Here is a 21,888-nt window from a genome sequence, read left to right as displayed (position 1 = left end):
GTGCCACTCATGCCCGCGTTACTCATGACTGCCTCCTGCGCTGTAGATGGCGTGCGGGTCTTTCAACACCGCTTCGACGGTTTTCCAGGCGCCGTTCTCGAACACCCGGTAGAAGCAGCTCTCGCGGCCGGTATGGCAGGCGATGCCGCCCAGTTGCTCAACCATCAGGATGATCACATCAGCGTCGCAGTCCAGGCGCATTTCGTGCAGTTTCTGCACATGCCCGGATTCTTCGCCCTTGCGCCAGAGTTTGCCACGCGAGCGCGACCAGTAGATGGCGCGCTGCTCGGCGGCAGTCAGGGCCAGGGCCTCACGGTTCATCCAGGCCATCATCAGCACGCGGCCGGTTTGGTGGTCCTGAGCGATGGCCGGCACCAGGCCGTCGCTGTTCCAGTTGATGTCGTCGAGCCAGTCAGTCATTGCATGTTCCGCCCATCTCGGGCCGCTTGATTCAGAAAGCTAGTGTGCCAGTGCCTACCCGGTGTGGCTATCGGCGCAGCACCAGATAAAGGCCGCCTGCCAGCATCAGCCAGCTGGGCCAGGCCACCAGGCTCAGCGCCAGGCCCTGGGTGGCAGCCCCGGCGATAAGCGCCGCGCCGAGCAAACGAGCCGGCCATTGGCGCGCGGTCGCAGGCGGTGTCTGGCGACTGGCCGCTGGCTGGTTAAGGCGCTCCAGCGCATCGCGGGCAATCTGCGACAGGTGCGGCACCTGTTCTGCCTGCAATTGCAGGTTGCGCAGCAGGTGCAGCGGGCTGATGCGCTCACGCATCCAGCGTTCGAGGAATGGTTGTGCGGTGCTCCACAGATCCAGGTCCGGGTACAGCTGGCGGCCCAGGCCTTCGATATTCAGCAGGGTTTTCTGCAGCAGCACCAGCTGCGGCTGCACTTCCATATTGAAGCGCCGCGCAGTCTGGAACAGGCGCAGCAGCACCTGGCCGAAGGAGATGTCCTTCAGCGGTTTTTCGAAGATCGGTTCGCACACGGTGCGGATCGCCGCCTCGAAGTCATTGACCTGGGTTTCTGCCGGCACCCAGCCCGAGTCGATATGCAGCTGCGCCACACGGCGGTAATCACGCTTGAAGAAGGCGATCAGGTTGCGCGCCAGGTAGTCCTGATCTTCGGCGGTGAGGCTGCCGATGATGCCGCAGTCAATCGCAATGTACTGCGGGTTCCACGGCGTGCGGGTACTGACGAAGATATTGCCGGGGTGCATATCGGCGTGGAAGAAGCTGTCGCGGAACACTTGGGTGAAGAAGATTTCCACGCCGCGCTCGGCCAGCAGTTTCATGTCGGTGCGCTGGTCGGCCAGGGTGGCCAGGTCAGTGACTTGAATGCCGTAGATGCGCTCCATCACCAGCACTTTCGGTCGGCAATAATCCCAATAGACCTGCGGCACATAGAGCAGTGGCGAACCGTCGAAGTTGCGCCGCAGCTGGCTGGCGTTGGCTGCTTCGCGCAGCAGGTCGAGTTCGTCGATGATGGTTTTCTGGTAGTCGCTGACCACTTCCACCGGGCGCAGGCGACGGGCGTCGGCAGAGGCGCGTTCGGCCAGCTTGGCCAGCAGGAACAGCCAGGCGATGTCCTGCTCTATCACCGGTTTCAGGCCCGGGCGGATCACCTTGACCACCACTTCTTCGCCACTTTTCAGCTGCGCGGCATGCACCTGGGCCACCGAGGCGGATGCCAGGGGCTGGGTGTCAAAACGGGCAAAGACTTCACCGACCTTGGCCCCCAGCTGCGACTCGATGCGCGCCACTGCCTGTTCGGGGTCGAAGGGCGGTACCTGATCCTGCAGCTTGGCCAGTTCATCGGCGATGTCGGGTGGCAGCAGGTCGCGGCGGGTGGAAAGCACCTGGCCGAACTTGATAAAGATCGGCCCCAGCTCTTCCAGCGCCAGGCGCAGGCGCGCACCCCGCGACAGCGCCAGTGGGCGTCGTGGCAGCCAGCGCCAGGGCAGTGCGTAGCGCAACAGGCGCGCCCAGAAGGGCAGTGGCAGGTTGAGCAGCAGGTCATCCAGTTGATAGCGGACAACCACGCGTTGAATACGCAGCAGGCGACGCAGGGCTAGCAGCTTCATGCGGTGGGCTTATGGCGTTGGACGAGGCGCTCGATGCGCGCGTCGAGTCGATCAAGGGACAGCTTCAGCTGATCCAGTTCGGCGAAGCGCGCATCGGCTTCGCGCTGGCCAACCAGGCTGCGGGATTCTTCGCTGAGGTAATCGGCCAGGTTCAGACGCAGGCTGTCGAGGGCCTGGCTGGTCCAGTTTGCCCGGCTGCGCAGGTGGCCGCCGAGCAACTGGCTGCCGACCGGACCTAGCCAGCGCGACAGTTCGTATTCCCAGTCCAGCTCGAGATCCTGAAGGATGCCGGCCAGTTCCAGCAGGGCGGCGCTGTCGCCGTCCAAGGTGACGTCCGGGCTGTGCAGGATGCTGGTCTTGTCCTTGCTGGTGGCCAGACGCAGCAAGCTGGCGGCGGATGCGCGCAACTGGCAATCGGCCTCGCCAGCCCACTGCGCAGCCAGTTGCAGGCCACCAGCGCTAGGCAGAATAAACAGCTGCAGATTCGGTGCCGCGCATTCCACCGCAATCACCCGGCCACTCAGGCGAGCCAGGCGTGGCAGCGCAGTGCTGTCCATGGCCAGTACGCGATTGAGGCCGAGTTCGACCCCAGCCAGCAGCCCGGTGAGCAGCATCAGGGCTTGATGCCGCGATGCAGGGCGACGATGCCGCCGGTCATGTTGTGGAAGGTCACGCGCTCGAAGCCGGCTTCGACCATCATCGCCTTGAGGGTGTCCTGATCCGGGTGCATGCGGATCGACTCGGCCAGGTAGCGGTAGCTGTCGGCGTCGTTGGTGATCAGCTTGCCGGCCAGCGGCATGAACTTGAACGAGTAAGCATCGTAGAACTTCGACAGCAGCGGGCTGGACGGTTTGGAGAACTCCAGAATCAGCAAGCGGCCGCCGGGCTTGAGCACGCGCAGCATCGAGCGGATGGCATCGTCCTTGTGCGTCACGTTGCGCAGGCCGAAGGCGATGGTCACCACGTCGAAGTGGTTATCCGGGAACGGCAGTTTTTCCGCATCAGCTTGAACAAAGCTGACGTTGCCGGCCACGCCCTTGTCGAGCAGACGGTCGCGGCCCACCTTGAGCATGGATTCGTTGATATCGGCCAGTACGACCTCGCCAGTCGGGCCGACCAGGCTGGAGAACTTGCGGGTCAGGTCGCCCGTGCCACCGGCGATATCCAGCACCCGGTTACCGCTGCGCACACCCGACAGTTCGATGGTGAAACGCTTCCACAGGCGGTGCATGCCGCCGGACAGCACGTCGTTCATCAGGTCATATTTGGCGGCCACCGAATGGAACACCTCGGCGACTTTCTCCGCCTTCTGGCTTTCCGGCACGCTCTGGAAACCAAAGTGCGTGGTGGGTTCGCTGTCGCTGCTGTTGCGCGGGTCGTTCATCTTGCCCTTTCCTAAAACAGAGAGGCTGCATCCAAAGTGGCGCCCATTCTAAACCCAAAAAGCCCCGCTGGGTTTGGGCCGTGCGGCGGCAAACCACAAAGTTGTGCCGTGGCCTGAGTACTGACGTTGCGTGCAGCTTGCGCCTTGCAGCCTTGCTATAGTCGCAGCGACTTAAGGTCGCAGTTAACGGCGAGGAGAAATGCCATGGCCAAGATCACCATTGAACGTCCCCATTCCCTGGGTCGCGAAGTTGCCCGCGAAAAAGCCGAGCAACTGGCCGAGCGCCTGGCAAGAGAATACGACGTGCGTTATCGCTGGAACGGCGACAGCCTGGAGTTCAAGCGCAGCGGCGCCGATGGCCGCATTGATGTGCATGACGACAGCGTACGTGTGCAGCTCAGCCTGGGGCTGTTGTTGTCGGCCATGAGCGGCACCATCAAGCGCGAGATCGAAGAAGTGTTGGACAAGAATCTGCAGGCCTGAGGCGCTGTTTAAAATTGCCTTGGGCAGTTTTTGATCGTCTGCCATCCCTGGCGACCACCCAGCGGGCCGTCGCTGCGCGACGTTAAAAACTGCTCCAGGCAGTTTTTTCTTACGCTTAGTATGCGGTTTCTAATTTTCATCGATACCGTGCACCTAAGCCTGCATCCGTGGGCGTTTCCTCGAAACACTTAGAGTGAGGTGCACCATGTCGAAAGTTGCCGTTAAAAAGAAAGCCGTTGTTGAAGAAACCAGCAGCGTGCTGAGCGACGCCAAAGTCTACGCTCGCAAAATCTGGCTGGCGGGTCTGGGCGCATACGCCAAAGCCGGTCAGGAAGGTTCCGAGTACTTCAAAGAGCTCGTGAAGAGCGGCGAAGGCGTTGAAAAACAAGGCAAAAAACTGGTCAACGAACAAGTTGAAGCGGCTAACAGCCAAATCGACAGCGTAAAAACCACTGTCACCAGCAATGTCAGCAGCGTGAAAAACAAGGTTGAAGTGCAACTCGACAAGATCGAAAAAGCCTTCGACAACCGTGTTGCCAGCGCCCTGAACCGCATTGGCATTCCGTCCAAGCAGGATGTTGAAGCGCTCTCTGCTAAGCTGGATGAGCTGAGCGCGTTGCTCGAGCACGTCGCGCGTACCAAGTAAGGAGAGCAGGATGGCTGTCAAAAAGAAAACCGAAAAGCAAACCACTTCCTGGATCGGCGAAGTAGAAAAATACTCGCGTCAAATCTGGCTGGCTGGTTTGGGTGCCTACTCCAAGGTCAGCAAGGACGGCAACAAGCTGTTCGATACGCTGGTCAAGGACGGCGAGAAAGCTGAGAAATTGGCCAAGACTGAAGTCGACAAACAAGTCGGCGCGGTGAAGTCCACTGTGGGTTCGAAAGTGGACACTGCCAAATCGAAAGTCGATGAAGTCAAAGACAAGGCGATTGGCAAGTGGGGCGAGCTGGAAGAAGCCTTCGACAAGCGTTTGAACAATGCCATTTCGCGTCTCGGCGTACCGAGCCGCAATGAAGTGAAAGCGCTTAACGCCAAAGTGGAAAGCCTGACCAAGCAGATCGAGCAACTGACCGGTGTTTCGGTCAAGTCGGTCAAGCCTGCAGTCAAGAAAGTAGCCGCCAAGCCTGCTGCTAAACCCGCTGCCAAGCCGGCCGCCAAAGCTGCCGCCAAGCCCGCTGCGAAACCGGCTGCCAAGCCAGCAGCTAAACCGGCCGCCAAGGCTGCAGCCAAACCAGCGGCTAAACCCGCTGCAAAAGCTGCCGCCAAGCCTGCTGCTAAACCAGCCGCGAAACCGGCTGCCAAGCCAGCAGCTAAGCCGGCCGCCAAGCCAGCAGCAGCCAAGCCCGCTGCTGCTCCGGTAGCCGCTGCTGCACCTGCTCCGGCCGCTGCACCTGCTGCACCCGTGACACCTGCTACCCAGTCGTAAGACGCGCAGCAGTCAACGCAAACGCCCGGCCTAGTGCCGGGCGTTTGCGTTTGTCTGGGTCAGTCTTCCAGGTAGCGCTGGGCCAGGTGTTCAGCCGCGTATCGTGACTCTTCTGCCAGGTGCGGAGCGACCAGCATCATCACCTGGTACACCACCAGGCGACTCTCGCCTTCGCGGCCGAGGATGCGTTGATAGTCCAGTGAAAACAGCAGGGTCAGGGTGATCTGCTCGACCAGTTGGCCCAGTGACTGCGTATCGCTGCGTAACTGGCCATCGATCTGCAGTTGTGCGAGTAGCTCGGCCAGCGCGCGTTTCAGGTTGTTGAGCCAGTGACGCATACCGCGCTCCAGCTTCGGCAAGCGGCTGGTCAGGTTGGACAGGTCCTGGAACAGGAAGCGGTAGTGCGCCAGGCGCTCGACGATCAGGTGCAGAAACAGCCAGTAATCCTCCACGTCCAGCTGCACATCCTCGGGTGGCGAGAGCAGCGGCGCGAGTTCCGCCTGAAAGCGATCGAACAAGCCGAGGATCAGCGGTTCCTTGCCGTGGAAGTGGTAGTACAGGTTGCCCGGGCTGATACCCAGCTCGTTGGCTATTTCCAGGGTGGAAACATTGGGTTCGCCCTTCTGATTGAACAGCAGGAGGGCGCATTCGAGGATTCTGTCGCGGGTTTTCATCCGGTCTTCTTATTCTGGCCGCGGGAGTGGTGAAGATACCTGGCCGCAACAGGTTGCGGCCAGTTTGATCATGCGAGTACTTCAGCGTACGTGCACGTAGGTGCCCGGTGCGGCTTCCATCGCGGGATGGTTCTGGTTGCCCAGGGCCAGCAGGGTGTCTTTCTGCTCGCCTGAGCGCTCCTGCATCCATTTCAGCCATACCGGCCACCAGCTGCCTTGCACGTGCTCGGCATCGTGGTACCAGGCGCGCGGATCGCCGCTGAGCTTGGGGTTCTCCAGGTAATTGGATTTCGGATTACCCGGTGGGTTGAGAATGCTCTGGATATGCCCGCTGTTGGACAGAATAAAGCGCCGGTTGCCGCCCAGCAGCAGGGTCGAGCGATACACCGCGTCCCAGGGGGTGATGTGGTCGTTGATCCCGGCGACGCTGAAGCTGTCGACCGTGACCTTCTGCAGGTCCACCGGCGTGCCACAGACTTCCAGACCGCGCGGGTGGGTCAGCGGGTTGTGCTTGAAGAAGTCGATCAGGTCGCCATGCAGGGCGGCCGGCAGGCGGGTGTTGTCGTTATTCCAGTAAAGGATGTCGAAGGCCGGCGGTTGTTTGCCGAGCAGGTAGTTGTTGATCCAGTAATTCCAGATCAGGTCGTTGGGGCGCATCCAGGCGAACACCCGCGCCATGTCGCGGCCATCCAGCACACCTTGCTGGTAGGAGCGACGCTTGGCGGCTTCGAGGGTCAGCTCATCGGCAAACAGCATGGCCGGGCTGTCGATCTGGCTGTCGAGCAAGCTGACCATGTAGGTGGCACTGGCCACCTTGCGCAGCTGGCGTTTGGCCTGCAGATGGCCTTGCAGGGCTGCGATGGTCAGGCCGCCGGCACAGGCGCCGAGCAGGTTGACGTCTTTACTGCCAGTGATGTCGCGGCAGGCGTCGATGGCCGCTTCCAGCGCTTCGACATAACTCGACAGGCCCCATTCACGGTGCCGAGGATCGGGGTTGCGCCAGCTGATGACAAAGGTTTGCAGACCGTTCTTCAGGGCGTATTGGACGAAGCTCTTCTCGCTGGAGAGGTCGAAGATATAGAACTTGTTGATTTGCGGCGGCACGATCAGCAGCGGCTTGGCGTACTGCTTTTCACTCATCGGTTTGTACTGGATCAGCTCCAGCAACTCGTTGCGAAACACCACAGCTCCGCTGGTGGTGGCCAGGTTACGGCCGACCTCGAAAGCGTGCTTGCTGACCTGGCTGGGCATGCCGTCGTTGTTCACCAGGTCATCGAACAGGTGCGTCACGCCCTTGAACAGGCTACTGCCGCCGCTGTTGAACAGTTCCTTGATCACCTGCGGATTGAGCAGGGTGTTGCTGGGCGCAAGGGCGTCGCCGAGCAAGGTGGCGACAAAGCGTGCGCGGGCACGGTCATCGGCGTCCAGGTTGCTCTCGTCGATCCAGCTGTTCAGCTGCTTCTGGCAGGCCAGGTAGGCTTGCAGGCCGCGGCTGTAGAGCGGGTTGTCACGCCAGGTGGGGTCGGCGAAGCGCGGGTCTTGCGGGTTGACCTTGAATGGCTTGTCGCCGAGTAGCACACGCCCCAGCTGTCCGCCCAGGGCCAGCGCATGGCGGGCGCTGTGGATGGGTTGCTTGACCCCTTGTAGGGCCAGGCTGCGCAGAGTGGAGAACAGATCGCGGCCGCGTAGACCAACCACTGCGTTCTGGGCATTCATCACGCTGCTGCGTACGGGCAGGGCGCGTTTGGCGGGTTGGTCTCGCATGGGGCAACACTCCGTCGTCAAACCGTGAGACTTCAAGGTTGATGGATAAGCAGCAAGGCTTATACCAACGCGCGCGCAAGGTGCGTTCCAGACTGCCGCGCGCCAAGTCTCAGGTAATACAACGTGCCCGGAAACGGGTCAAGCACTGTACTGCCGGCACAGCCTCTGTGCGTGTAACCAGGCGTCCTGCCCAGCGGTGGTGCGTTTAGCCGTTGCTACGTGCCGCCGTGGGTTGCGGATGCATCACGGCGCGTTGCCGTTCCTCTTCGAGGAACTTCATGATGATCGGTGCCACGGCCTCGGCGCGAGTCACCAAGAACAGGTGGCCGTCATCGATCACGTGCAGTTCCGAGTTGGGAATCCGCCAGGCCAGCAGACGCATATTCACCAGCGGGATCAGCGGGTCGTCGTCGCCGGCCATGACCAGCGTCGGTTGGCGAATCTTGTGCAGCCAGTGGATGCTGGTCCAACCCAAGCCAGCAAACAGCTGCCAGTAGTAGCCCATCTTGCCGCCCGAACGGACTTTACTGGCATGCGCCAGGGCCAGTTTCGGGTCGCGGCGGAAGGCGCCGCCGTAGATTTCCGGGGCGATCTGTACGCCATAGGAGGGCTGTACATAGCGGCGTGGGCTGGCCATGCACCAGAGCACCTTGGGTTTGCCGGGGATCATTACCGCGCCGGCCGAGGTGGCGGCAAGAATCAGTTTCTTGCAGCGCTCTGGGTAGTCGTGGGCGAACTGCTGCGCCAGCGCACCACCCCAGGACACGCCAATTGCATTGACCTGGCCGTAGTCGAGGTAATCGAGCATGCGCGCGGCCAGTTTGGCCAAACCCGGGAAACGGTACGGTGTGCTGGGTGTGGACGAGCCGCCGACGCCGGGGACGTCGAATGCGATGACCTCCAGGCCCGGATCAAGCGCCCGCACGAATGGCATGACCAGCTCCAGGTTGGCCCCGATGCCGTTGAAGATCAGCAGTGGGGTCATTTTGCCGTTGCCGGGGCGAACGGCCGTGCGGATGGTCTGGCCGTCCAGTTCGATGGTGCGGAATGTGAAAGGTAGCGACATGCGCAGAAGCCCTATCAGTTAAAACGCTGGATCAGACCCTCCGGGTCTTTTCCAGAAACGCCAGGGCGAGCCTGGTTCGCCACGCCCGGTCAAATGACCCGGCGGGCGAGCGACACCTCCAGTGTCGCGGGCAGTGATGCGCAGTGCGCAGTGTTCAACGTTCGTGAACGTAGGTGCCAGGCGCTGCTTCGCCGGCCGGGTATTTCTTGTTGCCGAGTTGGGTCGGGGCCTTTTTGTTGGCGCCGGAACGTTCGGCCAGCCAGGTTTGCCAATGCAGCCACCAGGAGTCGGCGTGCTTGGTGGAGGTGGCTTGCCAGGTTTTCGGGTCTGCATGCAACTCGGTGTTGGTCATGTAGCGTGCTTTCGGGTTGCCCGGCGGGTTGAGAATGCTCTGGATGTGCCCGCTGTTGGACAGCACGAACTCGACGTTGCCGCCAAACAACTTGGCCGACTTGTAGCACGACTCCCACGGCGTGATGTGGTCAGTGGTGCCGGCCACGCAGTACAGATCGCTGGTGACTTGCTTGAGGTCGATCGGCGTGCCGCAGACTTCCAGGGCATTGGCGCGGATCAACGGGTTGGACTTGAACATCTCGATAAACTCGCCATGCAGCGCAGCCGGCAGGCGGGTGGTGTCGTTGTTCCAGTAGAGAATGTCGAACACCGGTGGCTCGTTGCCGAGCAGGTAGTTGTTGACCCAGTAGTTCCAGATCAGGTCGTTGGGGCGCATCCAGGCGAAGACTTTCGCCATGTCGCTGCCTTCCAGCACGCCGGCCTGGTAGGAGCGGCGCTTGGCCAGCTCCAGGCTCTTCTCGTCGGCGAACAGCGCTACGTCGGTTTCCAGGCGGTTATCCAGCACGCTGACCAGCAGGGTCAGTGCATGCACCTTCTTCTCACCCAGCGCGGCGTAGTGGCCGAGCAGCGAGGTGGTGGTCAGGCCGCCGGAGCAGGCACCGAGCATGTTGACGTCCTTGCTGCCGGTGACGGCGGTAACCACGTCGATGGCTTCTTTCAGGGCTTCGATATAGGTCGACAGGCCCCACTCACGGTGCGCCTTGGTCGGGTTGCGCCAACTCACCACGAAGGTTTGTACGCCGTTGCGCAGCAGGAAGCGCGCCACGCTCTTTTCCGGCGACAGGTCGAAGACGTAGAACTTGTTGATCTGTGGTGGTACTACCAGCAGCGGGCGTTCGTGCACCTGCTCGGTGATCGGCTTGTACTGGATCAGTTCCAGCAGGTCGTTGCGGAAGATCACCGCACCGTCGCTGGTGGCGAGGTTCTTGCCGACCTCGAAGGCATTCATGTTGACCTGGCTGGGCATGCCGCCGTTGTGGACGATGTCCTTGGCCAGGTGCGAGAGACCATCGAGCAGGCTCTTGCCGCCGGTCTCGAAGAAGCGTTTTACCGCCGCCGGGTTGGCCATGCTGTTGGTTGGGGCCATGGCTTCGGTCATCAGGTTGATCACGAAGTGACCGCGGCTGGCATCTTGCTCGGACAGGTTGCTGTGCTCGACCCAGTCATGCAGCTCCTTGCGCCAGGCCAGGTAGGTCTGCAGGTAGCGGCGGTACAGCGGATTCTGGCTCCAGGCCGGGTCGGCAAAGCGCCGATCGCCTTCGGCGGGGGTGAGGTCGGATTGACCGAGCATCACGTTCTTCAGTTCGAGGCTGAAGTGGGCAAGGTGTTTGGCGCTGTGCAGCGGTTGCTTGATGGCTTGCTTGAGCACGATACGCGCCGAGCTGAGCAGGTCTTTCCCACGGATGCCGATGACCGGGTTAAGACCCAGGGTGTTCTCGGAGGCCTGGTGTTTCAGGTCATCATTATTCTTATCTGTCATCTACAACGCTCCATTGTCCTGAGACGAAATACCGGCATACGGCTGTGCACGGCGACACAGGGCTAAGGGCCAGGTATTGCCCGGATTACCAAGGGCGGATCGCTCCGCAATCTTTCCTGCAACTGGCCTGGCCAGAAACAGGAAAACTTCCAACTACTTGGTTACCCGAGTTTGTGAATTTGTGCAAGCTGGCCGCTATCTTGGCCGAATGCACGACAAGTATGCAGAGAAGGATTAGAAAATGCGCTCTAACCGGCCAGGAGCAACGGCCTAGAGGGGTTGCTGCGCTGCGGCAGATTGTCGCCCGGCAGGTTCGTCCTGAGGAAAAAACCGAGGCTGCATGGGGCTGTACCTGACAGGCCGCACGTGGGCATCAGAGCAGCAGGCGTACCACGCTCTCGCTAGGGTCGCGGGATTTGCCGGCGGCGGCCAAGGCGGTCAGGTAATCGTTCCACAGCTCGTTTTGCCGGATGGCCAGCTGTTCCAGATAGTCCCAGCTGAACAGACCGCTGTCGTGGCCATCATCGAAGGTCAGCTTGAGGGCGTAATTGCCTGCGGGCTCGATCTTGCTCAGGCCTACGCCGAGCTTGCCGGTTTGCAGGATCGGCTTGCCATGGCCTTGCACTTCGGCCGAGGGCGAATGCACGCGCAGAAACTCGGCGGACAGGGTGTAACGCTCGTCCGCCCCGTAATGCAGCTCCAGGGTTTTCGAGGCTTTGTGCAGTTTGATCGCGGTGGGGATACGCATGGGCGGGTTCCGCAGGAAATGTAGGAGCGAGCTTGCTCGCGATCATGCCAAATCGCGAGCAAGCTCGCTCCTACAGACTGCTGTTAAAAACTGTTTACGATCTTGCGAGCTAGAGCCATGCAAGGCGCTACGTTAGTAACAGCCTTTGGCTGGTCAAAACGGCGAGGAAGCGCAGTGTACGAGTTGTACATGAGCATTACTCGTTTCACTCGCCCCTTCGGGACCGCACTAAGGTGCGTTAGCCGCAAGCGGCTTTCCGAACCTGTTTTTAACGCCGCAGGGCCGACGCGCAGCAGATCGTAGGCAGGTTTTTAGAGGATATAGCGCGACAGGTCTTCGTCCTGCGCCAGCTCGCCGAGGTGGCTGTTGACGTAGGCGGCGTCGATCACGATGGGCGCGCCATTCTGCTGCCCGGCCAGGTCGCCGGCGCTGAAGGAGACTTCTTCCAGCAGGCGTTCGAGCAGGGTGTGCAGGCGGCGAGCGCCAATGTTCTCGGTCTTCTCATTGACCTGCCAGGCGATCTCGGCGATGCGTTTGATGCCGTCCTGGGCGAACTGGATGCCCAGGCCTTCGGTGTGCAGCAGCGCGGCGTATTGTTCGGTCAGCGAGGCATGCGGTTCGCTGAGGATGCGCTCGAAGTCCTGCGGGGTCAGGGCTTTCAGCTCCACGCGAATCGGCAGGCGGCCTTGCAGTTCGGGCACCAGGTCGCTCGGCTTGCTCAGGTGGAAGGCGCCGGAAGCGATAAACAGGATGTGGTCGGTCTTCACCATGCCCAGCTTGGTGTTCACCGTGCAGCCTTCGATCAGCGGCAGCAGGTCGCGCTGCACGCCTTCACGGGATACATCGGCGCCACCGGTGTTGCCGCGTTTGGCCACCTTGTCGATCTCGTCGATAAACACGATGCCATTCTGCTCCACGGCTTCCAGGGCCTGGGCCTTGAGTTCTTCCTCGTTGACCAGGCGCGCGGCTTCTTCATCGCGCACCATTTTCAGGGCTTCCTTGACCTTGAGCTTGCGGCTCTTGCGCTTGCCTTTGCCCATGTTGGAAAACAGGCTCTGCAGCTGGTTGGTCATCTCTTCCATGCCCGGTGGGGTCATGATTTCGATGCCGGCCGGCGCGTCAGCGACTTCGATCTCGATGTCCTTGTCGTCCAGCTGGCCTTCACGCAGGCGTTTGCGGAACAGCTGACGGGTGTTGGAGTCGCTGCTCGGTGCGGCTTCTTCGTTGAAGCCGGTGCGGGCCGGCGGCAGCAGGGCATCGAGAATGCGCTCTTCGGCGGCGTCCTCGGCGCGGTGGCGGACCTTGATCATCTCCTGCTCACGCAGCATCTTGATCGCCGCATCGGCGAGGTCACGGATGATCGACTCGACATCGCGGCCGACATAGCCGACTTCGGTGAACTTGGTCGCTTCCACCTTGATAAACGGGGCATTGGCCAGCTTGGCCAGACGCCGGGCAATTTCGGTTTTGCCGACGCCGGTGGGGCCGATCATCAGGATGTTCTTCGGTGTTACTTCCTGGCGCAGCTCGGCGGGCAGCTGCATGCGCCGCCAGCGGTTGCGCAGGGCAATGGCCACGGCGCGTTTGGCGTCGTCCTGGCCGATGATGTGGCGGTTGAGTTCGGAAACGATCTCGCGGGGCGTCATGGACATGCGGGGGTACTCCAGAGGAGAGCGCGCTTATTCAGCGCAGTCTTCTTCCTCGATAGTTAAATTCTGGTTGGTGAACACGCAGATAGAGCCGGCAATGTTCAGCGCGGTTTCGGTGATTTCGCGGGCGCTCAAGTCGGTTTTCTGCAGCAGGGCCATGGCTGCGGCCTGGGCGAAACCACCGCCGGAGCCCATGGCGATCAGACCGTGTTCGGGCTCAACCACGTCACCGTTGCCGGTGATGATCAAGGATGCGTCCTTGTTGGCCACCGCCAGCATGGCTTCCAGGCGGCTCAGCGAACGATCGGTACGCCAGTCTTTGGCCAGCTCGACGGCGGCGCGGATCAGATGGCCCTGGTGTTTTTCCAGTTGGCCTTCGAAGCGCTCGAACAGGGTAAAGGCGTCGGCAGTGGCACCGGCAAAGCCGGCCAGCACCTGGCCGTGGTAGAGGCGACGGACTTTTTTCGCGTTGCCTTTCATCACGGTATTGCCTAGGGACACCTGGCCGTCGCCGCCCATGACGACTTTGCCGTTGCGGCGCACTGAAACGATGGTGGTCAAGGGGAGAGTCTCCACGCAGCGGGGCGAAAGTGCCCAATGCCGAATGAAGTGGGGGCTGTGCGCGCCTGCTTCAAGCCCTGCGGTAGCCAGTGTCCGACAAATAGTCGGCAGAACTTGCCGCAGGGCCCGCCAGGCCTGGGTTTTATTGCACCTGGCGCTGCTGTAACAACAGATTGCTGAAGCCGCTGCCGGCCAGGGATTTCTGCGCCTGACCGAGCTGCTCGCGGGTGGCGAACGGGCCGACCAGTACACGGTGCCAGGTTTCCTCGCGCACCGTGCCGGATTCCACCTGCACGTTCTGCCCGAGCAGGATGATCTGCGCGCGCAGGGCGTCGGCATCGTCCTTGCGACGGAACGAGCCCGCCTGGAGGAAAAACTGCGAGCTGACCGGTCCTTTGGCGACCACTGGCGGCGGTGGCGGCACCTGGCCGTTGAGCGCGGCCTCGGCACGGGCGGCGTCGATCTTCGCGGCTTCTTCCGGGCTGACCGGTTTCTGCTCAGGCACGGCCGGCGGTTGTTCGATGGCCTGTGGCGGCAGGATCACTTCCGACTCCGGTAGCAGGGTGTAGAAGTCGTACTTGGGTTTGGCCGGCTCGCTGTTGGCGGGCTTGTTGGCCGGTGGTTTGGTGGCCTGGTTGGCGCGCGCCTGTTCGACCTTGCTGCGCTTGATCTCGTCGCGGCCGGGCTCCAGGCTGAACAGAAACACCATAAAGCCGCCGATCACCAGCCCGCAGACCAGCCAGAACCAGCCCGGCACCGGCTTTTTCGCCGGAGCCTGGTAGCGGCTGGCACCGCGCTTGGCGGCGGGCTTCTTCTTGGCGGCCACTTACATGCGCTCCAGGGTTTCCAGACCGAGCAGCTGCAGGCCCTGCTTGAGGGTGCGGCCGGTGAGGGCCGCCAGGCGCAGGCGGCTGTTGCGCACGCCTTCGTCCTCGGCAGCGAGGATCGGGCAGTTTTCGTAGAAGCTGGAGAACAGCCCGGCAAGGTCATACAGGTAGGCGCAGAGCAGGTGCGGTTCGCCCTTGTCGGCCACGCCGCCGAGCACTTCGGCGAACTGTGCGAGCTTGCCGGCCAGGTCGATTTCCTGGGCAGCCTGCAGGTCCAGTTGGCCGTCCAGTTGGTCGAAGCCCTTGCCCACTTTGCGCAGCACGCTGGCCACACGGGTGTAGGCGTACAGCAGGTACGGCGCGGTGTTGCCTTCGAAGCTCAGCATCAGCTCGAAGTTGAAGCGGTAATCGCTGGTGCGATGCTTGGACAGGTCGGCGTATTTCACCGCACTGATGCCCACGGCGCGGGCGATCTGGCGCAGCTCGGCTTCATCCAGCTCGGGGTTTTTGCCTTTGACCAGGGTGTAGGCGCGCTCCTCGGCTTCATCGAGCAGGTCGACCAGCTTCACGGTGCCGCCGTCGCGGGTCTTGAATGGGCGGCCGTCGGCGCCGTTCATGGTGCCGAAACCCATATGCTCCATCTGCAGGCTGGCCGGGACGAAACCAGCCAGGCGCGCAGCGGCGAAGACCATCTGGAAGTGTAGGGCCTGGCGCTGGTCGACGAAGTACAGCACGCGGTCGGCTTTCAATACGTTGGCGCGGTAGCGGGTGGCAGCCAGGTCGGTGGTGGCGTACAGGTAGCCGCCACCAGCCTTCTGCACGATCAGCGGCAGCGGGTTGCCTTCGGCGTTCTTGAACTCGTCCATAAACACGCATTGCGCGCCGTTGTCTTCGGTCAGCAGGCCTTTGGCCTTGAGGTCGGCGACCACATTGGCCAGGTCGTCGTTGTAGGCGCTCTCGCCCTTGACGTCGGCCATGTTCAGTTTCACCCCCAGGCGGTCATACAGCGCCTGGCAGTGACTCAGGGAAATATCGTTGAAGCGGTGCCACAGGCGCAGGCACTCGGCATCGCCAGCTTGCAGTTGCACCACCAGTTCACGGGCGCGCTCGGCGAACTCCGGGGAGTCGTCGAAGCGCTTCTTCGCCGCGCGGTAGAAGCCTTCCAGGTCGGCCAACTCGCTTTCGGCGGCCGCCGGGTTTTCCTGCATATAGGCCAGCAGCATGCCGAACTGGGTGCCCCAGTCGCCCACGTGGTTCTGCCGGATCACCTCGTCGCCGAGGAATTCCAGAACCCGCGCCACGCCGTCACCGATGATGGTCGAGCGCAGGTGACCAACGTGCATCTCTTTGGCCAGGTTGGGGGCGGACAGATCAACCACCACGCGCTGCGCCGGGCCGGCTTTGCGTACACCCAGCTTGGCGTCGGCCAGCAGCGTGTCCAGGCGCGCGGCCAGGGTCTGGGTGTTCTGGAAGAAGTTGAGAAAGCCCGGGCCGGCGATTTCGACCTTGCTGATACCGGCGTCAGCCGGCAGCGCAGCGATCAGCTTCTCGGCCAGGTCGCGCGGTTTCATGCCGGCCGGCTTGGCCAGCATCATGGCGATGTTGCTGGCGAAATCGCCGTTGGCCTTGTCTTTGGTGTTCTCCACCTGAATGGCCGGAGTCAGGCCCTCCGGCAGCACGCCGTCGGCAGTGAGGCGGGTCAGGGCTTGCTGAATCAGGTGGCGAATGCTGTCTTTCATGGTCTGCTCGGTCGGCCGATGGCGGCGGCGCACAATGGCGCTGGTTGAAAACTGCGCATTATCGACGTGCTTCGCCTGCAGCATCAAGCCGCCTGTGGTTGCACCGGGCTAAAGGTCGGCGTTCTGGGTGGCCAATCACGCCGCGTCCGGCCTGACTAGAGGCTGTGCTCAAGCAAAGATTGCGGCGGATTTTGCTAACTCGTAGGGGCGGCCTTGGCCGCGATGTTTTTCTGTCGACCTTCGCGGGCAAGCCCGCTCCTACAAGAGCTACACGCTCTGAGCACTAGTCCCGGATAGGTTGTTAAGCGGAGCGTTGTGCGGTGCCGCGTACGGCCGCATTACCGGCGACGAAATACGGCGCCGTGCTACGTGGCAGTGGGGCGCGGCCGCGGATTTTGTCGGCGATCTTCTCGGCCATCATGATGGTCGGCGCATTCAGATTACCGGTAACGATCAGCGGCATGATCGAGGCATCCACCACCCGTAGGCCGTCGATGCCATGTACCCGGCCCTGGCCGTCGACCACCGCCATAGCGTCTTCACCCATCTTGCAGGAACACGACGGATGGTAGGCCGTTTCTGCATGTTCGCGGATAAAGGCGTCCAGTTCGGCGTCGGTTTGCAGCTCGGCGCCGGGGCTGATCTCGCGACCGCGGTACGGGTCCAGCGCGGCCTGCGCCATGATTTCGCGGGTGATGCGGATGCCGTCGCGGAACTCGCGCCAATCCTGCTCGTGCGCCATGTAGTTGAACAGGATGCTCGGGTGCTGGCGTGGGTCTTTGGATTTGATCTGGATACGGCCACGACTCGGTGAGCGCATGGAGCCCATGTGCGCCTGGAAACCGTGCTCCTTCACCGCGTTGCTGCCGTTGTAGTTAATTGCCACCGGCAGGAAGTGGTACTGGATATTCGGCCATTCGAACTCGCTGCTTGAGCGGATAAAGCCGCCGGCCTCGAACTGGTTGCTGGCGCCGATGCCCTTGCCGAGGAACAGCCAGTTGGCGCCGATCATCGGCTGGTTCCACCATTGCAGCGCCGGGTACAGCGACACTGGCTGCTTGCAGGCGTATTGCAGGTACACCTCCAGGTGGTCCTGCAGGTTCTGGCCGACGCCGGGCAGATCGTGCACCAGCGGGATGTCCAGCTCGCGTAGCAGCGCCGCCGGGCCGACGCCGGAGCGTTGCAGCACCTGCGGCGAGGCAATCGCGCCGCTGCACAGCAGCACTTCGCGGCGCGCGTTAACGGTGATTGGCGTGTCGTTGTCGCCCAGCAGATAAGCCACACCAGTGGCGCGCTTGCCGCTGAACAGAATGCGGTCGGTGAGGGCGTGGGTAACGATGGTCAGGTTCGGCCGCTGGCGGGCCTGATCGAGGTAGCCGCGTGCAGTGCTGGAGCGGCGGCCCTTGGGCGTGACGGTGCGGTCCATCGGGCCGAAGCCTTCCTGCTGGTAGCCGTTGAGGTCGTCGGTACGCGGGTAACCGGCCTGCACGCCGGCTTCGATCATGGCGTGGAACAGCGGGTTATTGCCGTTTTTCGGCGTCGTCACGCTCACCGGGCCGTCGCCGCCGTGGTAGGCATTGGCACCGATATCGCGGGTTTCCGCCTTGCGGAAATATGGCAGGCAATCCAGGTAGCTCCAGTCTTCCAGGCCCTTTTCCTCGGCCCAGCCGTCGTAATCCATGGCGTTGCCGCGGATGTAGCACATGCCGTTGATCAGCGATGAGCCGCCCAGGCCCTTGCCGCGCCCGCACTCCATACGGCGGTTGTTCATATGCGGCTCGGGGTCGGTCAGGTAGGCCCAGTTGTAGCGCCGGCCTTGCAGCGGGAAGGCCAGGGCGGCGGGCATCTGGGTGCGGAAATCCAGGCGGTAGTCCGGGCCGCCGGCTTCCAGCAGCAGCACGCTGACGTCGGCGTCCTCGGTCAGGCGGGTGGCCAGCACGTTACCGGCCGAGCCGGCGCCGATGATGATGTAGTCGAATTCCTGGGGCATAAAAGCTCCTGTAGCCCGGATGCACTCCGGGGAAAACGCGGTGACTGTTCCCGGATTGCATCCGGGCTACGGGGCGGCGATTCAATTCGTGGTAGGGGTCGGGCGGCGTTCCGCTTTAGCCGCGAAAGGTGTCGCGGCTAAAGCCCCTCCCACAACACAGTGGTCAGAACACCGAGGTGTAGCCGCCCAGCTCAACCTGTACCGATTTGATCCGCGTGTAGTGCGCCAGGGTGGTCAGGCCGTTTTCGCGGCCGACGCCGGACTGTTTGTAACCGCCAACTGGCATTTCTGCTGGCGACTCGCCCCAGGTGTTGATCCAGCAGATGCCGGCTTCCAGCTTGTGGATCACGCGGTGCGCGCGGTTCAGGTCGCGGGTCACCACGCCAGCGGCCAGGCCGTATTCGGTGGCGTTGGCGCGGCGGATCACTTCCTCTTCGCTGTCGTAGATCAGAATGCTCATCACCGGGCCGAAGATTTCTTCACGGACGATGGTCATGTAGTCCTTGCAGTCGGTGAACACCGTCGGCGCGACATAGGCGCCCTTGGCGTAGTCGCCCTCGGTCACGCGGTTGCCGCCGATCAGCAGGCGTGCGCCTTCGCTGCGGCCTTTGTCGATATAACCGAGCACGCTTTCCATATGTGCCGCGCTGACCAGCGGGCCGAAGTTGGTGGCCTCGGCAAGTGGATCGCCGAGGCGGATGCGTTTGACCCGCTCCAGCACCTTGGCCTCGAAGCGCGCCTGCAACATGCGCGGCACGAACACGCGGGTGCCGTTGGTGCAGACCTGGCCGGAGCTGTAGAAGTTGGCCATCACCGCGATGTCGGCGGCGCGGTCGAGGTCGGCGTCCTCGAACACGATCAGCGGCGACTTGCCGCCCAGCTCCATGGTCACTTCCTTGAGCGACGAACTGGAGGCGCTGGCCATGACCTTCTTGCCGGTGACGGTGCCGCCGGTAAAGGAAATCTTCTCGATGCCCGGGTGCTCGGTCAGCCACTGGCCAACTTCACGGCCGCTGCCGGTCAGCACGTTGAACACGCCATCGGGCAGGCCGGCGGCGGTGTAAATCTCGGCGAGTTTCAGCGCGCTTAACGAGGTGACTTCGCTAGGTTTGAAGATCATCGCGTTGCCAGCGGCCAGGGCCGGGGCGGATTTCCACAGGGCGATCTGGATCGGGTAGTTCCACGCGCCGATGCCGGCAACTACGCCCAGCGGCTCGCGGCGGGTGTAGACGAAACTGGTGTCGCGCAGCGGGATCTGCTCGCCTTCGATGGCTGGAATCAGCCCGGCGTAATACTCCAGCACGTCCGCGCCGGTGACGATATCGACGTAGCGGGTTTCGCTCAGCGGCTTGCCGGTGTCGAGGGTTTCAAGCTCGGCCAGCTCATCGTTGCGCTCGCGCAGAATATCCACGGCCTTGCGCAGGATGCGCGAGCGCTGCATGGCGGTCATCGCGGCCCACACCTTCTGGCCTTCGCTGGCGCTGGCCACGGCCAATTCCACGTCCGCCTGGCTGGCGCGCTGCACCTTGGCCAGCACTTCACCGTTGGCCGGGTTGATGCTCTCAAACGTCTGGCCACTGCTGGCCGCTACATAACGGCCACCGATATAAAGCTGCTGTTCGTCGAAGCGGGGCATGGCGCGTTCCTCGTGGGCGGTGGGCGACGCGAGCCGCCTGGCGCAAGTCGTCGGTGTAGGCAATATAGACGCAAGGCTAAATTATCTTAATTGAACGATCAATCAATAAAAACGACAGTGCGCAGCCAAACACGACACGCCGGGCGTGTAGGCGGTGGTATTGAGGTTGTTTGAGGCTATGCGCCAATCAAGTGCTCGCCAGCCGTGCTGGCTGGGTCTGCGGGGTATGTAGGAGCGGCCTTGGCCGCGATGTTATTCGAGTTACCGCGAATCGCGGGCAAGCCCGCTCCTACAAAAGCTGAGCATTGCTACGGCAGTCCACTCAGCTAGCGCCTCGGCGGAAGGTGCGCGAGGTTTACTGCGCCTTGGCCAATTGCAGATCAAGGTATTCGTAAGCGATCTCAATCGCCTGGCGGGTGTCGAAGCCTTCGCCGGACAGCGCACCGCGCAGCCACAACCCATCGATCAACGCCGCCAGGCCACGGGCTGCGCTGCGCGCCTGATCCTGCGGCAACACCCGGCGGAATTGCCCGCACAGGTTGGAATACAGGCGGTGGTCGTTGACCCGCTGCAAACGCCGCAGCGCCGGCTGGTGCATGCTGGTGGCCCAGAACGCCAGCCAGGTTTTCATCGCCGGGCCGTTGACCTGGCTGTCATCGAAGTTGCCTTCAATCATCGCCCGCAGGTGCTCGCGTGGCTGGTCCGGCGGCAGGCTGGCGCGGCGTTCGCGCACGGCATCGCTGAGCGCCTGCATCAGGTGGCGCATGGTGGCGTCGAGCAGGCCGTTCTTGTCGCGGAAATAGTGACTGATGATGCCGTTGGAGACCCCGGCGATCCGCGCGATATAGGCGATGCTGGCATCGCTCATGCCGACCTGATCCACTGCTTCAAGGGTCGCCGCGATCAATTGCGAGCGGCGGATCGGTTGCATTCCAACCTTGGGCATCGGCTTCTCCGTCGATAGGGGGCGTCCCCGGAATGCGCGCAGTCTAGGCCGGTTATTGTTGAGCGATCAATCAAACATGACGTTCCAGGGATGACCTGTCGGTCAGGGATATGCCCCGCTGCCGAGCGCTTTACGGCTGCTTTTCCGCCTGATGCGAGGTGCTGTGCTCGGCCGTTGCGCCGGAGCGGGCAATCAGCTCGGTGGGCGGCACGCTAAAGCGAAAATCACAATACGCCGCGCCGCCGGCGAGGGTTTGCCTGCGTTGCAGCGTCACGCCCCAATCGCTGGCCATACGGTAATCCAGGCTGCACGCGGCAAAATGGGTCAGCTCTGGTGCACCCTGCTCGCGCAGGTAACTGGCCAGCGGGCACACCTGCACATCAAAGGCCACGCCCGCGACGGCGGGCAGGGTGGTGCGGCGAAACGGGCGGGTAAACACCAGGTTGAACAGCGCATCGAGCAGCCACTGGATACGTGTTTGCAGACGGCGGCTGCGCAGGTGCGACAGCTTGAAGGCCAGGGCGCTGGCCGGGGCGAAGATCTGCCAGTTGATCTGCTCGATCCACTCGCCGGCCTGCTGCGGGGCTATGCCGTGCTCCTGCAAGGCGCGGTACAGCGCGTAATCCCACTGCATATAACGCAGCAGCAACTTCACCCCAGGCGAGTGGCGCACCCGCAAGCCTTGCAACTCACGCTGTATTTCCAGGGTTCTGAGCCACACCGCTGCCGCTGTAATCGCCGGCAAACAGCTACCCAGCTGCACCTGCGCTGCTTGGCGAAAGGCCATCGACGGCAGATAAACCCGCAGCAGGGCGAGGGGCTTCATTGGCTCTCTTTGGCTCTGGCGATGGCCGCATTCAGCGCGGCCTTGGCCTGCGGGCTGTTCTTCCAGCAGGTGCTGCCGAGCATGGCAGCTACCATCTCGGCGATATCCTCGGCCCGGTACGTGGCCAATTGCGCCAGGGAGTCGATGCCCAGCTCCTCGAAGCGCTTGATCACCGTGGGGCCAACGCCCTTGATGGCGAGCAGGCTGAGGCGTTCGGTTGGGTTAAAAGCCATGCTGTGACGTCCTGTCCGCTGGTT

Annotated in this window: 21 protein-coding genes; 3 read left to right on the top strand and 18 right to left on the bottom strand. The window is 62.4% G+C overall.

Annotation, left to right across the window (positions count from 1 at the left end):
• Positions 1–18: 18 nt before the first annotated feature.
• The 4 genes from hisI to ubiE all read right to left on the bottom strand — a co-directional run bounded on the left by hisI (position 19) and on the right by ubiE (position 3,461).
• Positions 19–420, bottom strand: a complete 402-nt coding sequence (gene hisI / locus ACOCLD_RS01015; RefSeq protein WP_422910518.1) for a phosphoribosyl-AMP cyclohydrolase — start codon at positions 418–420, stop codon at positions 19–21.
• Positions 421–487: 67 nt separating this feature from the next.
• The gene (gene ubiB / locus ACOCLD_RS01010; protein ID WP_422910517.1) at positions 488–2,077 is read right to left on the bottom strand and encodes a ubiquinone biosynthesis regulatory protein kinase UbiB; all 1,590 of its coding nucleotides are present in this window, start codon (positions 2,075–2,077) and stop codon (positions 488–490) included.
• Entirely contained in the window at positions 2,074–2,691 is a 618-nt protein-coding gene (locus ACOCLD_RS01005) for a ubiquinone biosynthesis accessory factor UbiJ (protein WP_422910516.1), read from the bottom strand. The genes ubiB and ACOCLD_RS01005 overlap by 4 nt, the downstream gene beginning before the upstream one ends.
• A complete protein-coding gene (ubiE, locus tag ACOCLD_RS01000) occupies positions 2,691–3,461 on the bottom strand; it encodes a bifunctional demethylmenaquinone methyltransferase/2-methoxy-6-polyprenyl-1,4-benzoquinol methylase UbiE (RefSeq protein ID WP_257779103.1) in 771 nt (256 codons plus the stop codon). The genes ACOCLD_RS01005 and ubiE overlap by 1 nt, the downstream gene beginning before the upstream one ends.
• A gap of 204 nt (positions 3,462–3,665) precedes the next feature.
• On the opposite strand from ubiE, the gene ACOCLD_RS00995 reads away from it, so the two are divergent.
• The 3 genes from ACOCLD_RS00995 (at position 3,666) to ACOCLD_RS00985 (ending at position 5,371) form a co-directional block, all read left to right on the top strand.
• Positions 3,666–3,944: a polyhydroxyalkanoic acid system family protein gene (locus ACOCLD_RS00995; protein WP_233685398.1), complete on the top strand. Its 279-nt coding sequence runs from the start codon at positions 3,666–3,668 to the stop codon at positions 3,942–3,944.
• 205 nt (positions 3,945–4,149) lie between these two features.
• A complete protein-coding gene (locus ACOCLD_RS00990) occupies positions 4,150–4,590 on the top strand; it encodes a phasin family protein (protein WP_233685397.1) in 441 nt (146 codons plus the stop codon).
• A 10-nt stretch (positions 4,591–4,600) separates the two neighbouring features.
• Positions 4,601–5,371: a phasin family protein gene (locus ACOCLD_RS00985; protein ID WP_422910515.1), complete on the top strand. Its 771-nt coding sequence runs from the start codon at positions 4,601–4,603 to the stop codon at positions 5,369–5,371.
• Between the two features lie 59 nt (positions 5,372–5,430).
• Here ACOCLD_RS00985 and ACOCLD_RS00980 read toward each other — a convergent pair whose 3' ends face one another.
• The 14 genes from ACOCLD_RS00980 to ACOCLD_RS00915 all read right to left on the bottom strand — a co-directional run bounded on the left by ACOCLD_RS00980 (position 5,431) and on the right by ACOCLD_RS00915 (position 21,864).
• A complete protein-coding gene (locus ACOCLD_RS00980; RefSeq protein ID WP_422910514.1) occupies positions 5,431–6,045 on the bottom strand; it encodes a TetR/AcrR family transcriptional regulator in 615 nt (204 codons plus the stop codon).
• 81 nt (positions 6,046–6,126) lie between these two features.
• Entirely contained in the window at positions 6,127–7,809 is a 1,683-nt protein-coding gene (gene phaC, locus ACOCLD_RS00975) for a class II poly(R)-hydroxyalkanoic acid synthase (RefSeq protein ID WP_422910513.1), read from the bottom strand.
• Between the two features lie 205 nt (positions 7,810–8,014).
• Positions 8,015–8,875: a poly(3-hydroxyalkanoate) depolymerase gene (phaZ, locus tag ACOCLD_RS00970; protein WP_257779108.1), complete on the bottom strand. Its 861-nt coding sequence runs from the start codon at positions 8,873–8,875 to the stop codon at positions 8,015–8,017.
• A 154-nt stretch (positions 8,876–9,029) separates the two neighbouring features.
• Positions 9,030–10,709: a class II poly(R)-hydroxyalkanoic acid synthase gene (phaC, locus tag ACOCLD_RS00965; protein WP_257779109.1), complete on the bottom strand. Its 1,680-nt coding sequence runs from the start codon at positions 10,707–10,709 to the stop codon at positions 9,030–9,032.
• A 373-nt stretch (positions 10,710–11,082) separates the two neighbouring features.
• A complete protein-coding gene (locus ACOCLD_RS00960; protein ID WP_422910512.1) occupies positions 11,083–11,457 on the bottom strand; it encodes a gamma-butyrobetaine hydroxylase-like domain-containing protein in 375 nt (124 codons plus the stop codon).
• A 311-nt stretch (positions 11,458–11,768) separates the two neighbouring features.
• Positions 11,769–13,109: an HslU--HslV peptidase ATPase subunit gene (gene hslU, locus ACOCLD_RS00955; RefSeq protein ID WP_233685390.1), complete on the bottom strand. Its 1,341-nt coding sequence runs from the start codon at positions 13,107–13,109 to the stop codon at positions 11,769–11,771.
• A gap of 27 nt (positions 13,110–13,136) precedes the next feature.
• A complete protein-coding gene (hslV, locus tag ACOCLD_RS00950) occupies positions 13,137–13,667 on the bottom strand; it encodes an ATP-dependent protease subunit HslV (protein WP_233685389.1) in 531 nt (176 codons plus the stop codon).
• Between the two features lie 142 nt (positions 13,668–13,809).
• Entirely contained in the window at positions 13,810–14,493 is a 684-nt protein-coding gene (locus ACOCLD_RS00945) for an SPOR domain-containing protein (RefSeq protein ID WP_422910511.1), read from the bottom strand.
• Positions 14,494–16,233 carry an arginine--tRNA ligase gene (gene argS / locus ACOCLD_RS00940; RefSeq protein WP_422911744.1) on the bottom strand — a complete coding sequence of 580 codons (1,740 nt, stop codon included), beginning with the start codon at positions 16,231–16,233 and terminating at the stop codon, positions 14,494–14,496.
• Between the two features lie 301 nt (positions 16,234–16,534).
• A complete protein-coding gene (gene betA, locus ACOCLD_RS00935) occupies positions 16,535–18,223 on the bottom strand; it encodes a choline dehydrogenase (protein ID WP_422910510.1) in 1,689 nt (562 codons plus the stop codon).
• Positions 18,224–18,386: 163 nt separating this feature from the next.
• Positions 18,387–19,859, bottom strand: coding sequence for a betaine-aldehyde dehydrogenase (gene betB / locus ACOCLD_RS00930; RefSeq protein ID WP_422910509.1), 1,473 nt, complete (start codon positions 19,857–19,859; stop codon positions 18,387–18,389).
• A gap of 355 nt (positions 19,860–20,214) precedes the next feature.
• On the bottom strand, positions 20,215–20,805 hold the full coding sequence (betI, locus tag ACOCLD_RS00925; RefSeq protein ID WP_392541250.1) for a transcriptional regulator BetI: 591 nt from the start codon (positions 20,803–20,805) through the stop codon (positions 20,215–20,217).
• Positions 20,806–20,935: 130 nt separating this feature from the next.
• Entirely contained in the window at positions 20,936–21,631 is a 696-nt protein-coding gene (locus tag ACOCLD_RS00920; protein ID WP_422910508.1) for an L-2-amino-thiazoline-4-carboxylic acid hydrolase, read from the bottom strand.
• The gene (locus tag ACOCLD_RS00915; protein WP_422910507.1) at positions 21,628–21,864 is read right to left on the bottom strand and encodes a helix-hairpin-helix domain-containing protein; all 237 of its coding nucleotides are present in this window, start codon (positions 21,862–21,864) and stop codon (positions 21,628–21,630) included. Before ACOCLD_RS00915 ends, ACOCLD_RS00920 begins: the two co-directional genes overlap by 4 nt.
• Positions 21,865–21,888 lie beyond the last annotated feature (24 nt).

This window comes from Pseudomonas cimarronensis, from assembly GCF_049331905.1.
Taxonomy (GTDB): domain Bacteria; phylum Pseudomonadota; class Gammaproteobacteria; order Pseudomonadales; family Pseudomonadaceae; genus Aquipseudomonas.
The sequence above is the reverse complement of the archived record's forward strand: the minus strand, read 5'-3'. Positions and strand labels throughout refer to the sequence as shown.

What these genes read in the sequence shown, in the direction of transcription:
- argS (WP_422911744.1), bottom strand. Translation starts at nt 16,233, where the DNA reads ATGAAAGACAGCATTCGCCACCTGATTCAGCAAGCCCTGACCCGCCTC.
- phaC (WP_422910513.1), bottom strand. Translation starts at nt 7,809, where the DNA reads ATGCGAGACCAACCCGCCAAACGCGCCCTGCCCGTACGCAGCAGCGTG.
- ACOCLD_RS00915 (WP_422910507.1), bottom strand. Translation starts at nt 21,864, where the DNA reads ATGGCTTTTAACCCAACCGAACGCCTCAGCCTGCTCGCCATCAAGGGC.
- phaC (WP_257779109.1), bottom strand. Translation starts at nt 10,709, where the DNA reads ATGACAGATAAGAATAATGATGACCTGAAACACCAGGCCTCCGAGAAC.
- betA (WP_422910510.1), bottom strand. Translation starts at nt 18,223, where the DNA reads ATGCCCCAGGAATTCGACTACATCATCATCGGCGCCGGCTCGGCCGGT.
- ubiE (WP_257779103.1), bottom strand. Translation starts at nt 3,461, where the DNA reads ATGAACGACCCGCGCAACAGCAGCGACAGCGAACCCACCACGCACTTT.
- ACOCLD_RS00960 (WP_422910512.1), bottom strand. Translation starts at nt 11,457, where the DNA reads ATGCGTATCCCCACCGCGATCAAACTGCACAAAGCCTCGAAAACCCTG.
- hisI (WP_422910518.1), bottom strand. Translation starts at nt 420, where the DNA reads ATGACTGACTGGCTCGACGACATCAACTGGAACAGCGACGGCCTGGTG.
- ACOCLD_RS01005 (WP_422910516.1), bottom strand. Translation starts at nt 2,691, where the DNA reads ATGCTGCTCACCGGGCTGCTGGCTGGGGTCGAACTCGGCCTCAATCGC.
- ACOCLD_RS00985 (WP_422910515.1), top strand. Translation starts at nt 4,601, where the DNA reads ATGGCTGTCAAAAAGAAAACCGAAAAGCAAACCACTTCCTGGATCGGC.
- ACOCLD_RS00980 (WP_422910514.1), bottom strand. Translation starts at nt 6,045, where the DNA reads ATGAAAACCCGCGACAGAATCCTCGAATGCGCCCTCCTGCTGTTCAAT.
- ACOCLD_RS00995 (WP_233685398.1), top strand. Translation starts at nt 3,666, where the DNA reads ATGGCCAAGATCACCATTGAACGTCCCCATTCCCTGGGTCGCGAAGTT.
- betB (WP_422910509.1), bottom strand. Translation starts at nt 19,859, where the DNA reads ATGCCCCGCTTCGACGAACAGCAGCTTTATATCGGTGGCCGTTATGTA.
- ACOCLD_RS00920 (WP_422910508.1), bottom strand. Translation starts at nt 21,631, where the DNA reads ATGAAGCCCCTCGCCCTGCTGCGGGTTTATCTGCCGTCGATGGCCTTT.
- phaZ (WP_257779108.1), bottom strand. Translation starts at nt 8,875, where the DNA reads ATGTCGCTACCTTTCACATTCCGCACCATCGAACTGGACGGCCAGACC.
- hslU (WP_233685390.1), bottom strand. Translation starts at nt 13,109, where the DNA reads ATGTCCATGACGCCCCGCGAGATCGTTTCCGAACTCAACCGCCACATC.
- betI (WP_392541250.1), bottom strand. Translation starts at nt 20,805, where the DNA reads ATGCCCAAGGTTGGAATGCAACCGATCCGCCGCTCGCAATTGATCGCG.
- ACOCLD_RS00990 (WP_233685397.1), top strand. Translation starts at nt 4,150, where the DNA reads ATGTCGAAAGTTGCCGTTAAAAAGAAAGCCGTTGTTGAAGAAACCAGC.
- ubiB (WP_422910517.1), bottom strand. Translation starts at nt 2,077, where the DNA reads ATGAAGCTGCTAGCCCTGCGTCGCCTGCTGCGTATTCAACGCGTGGTT.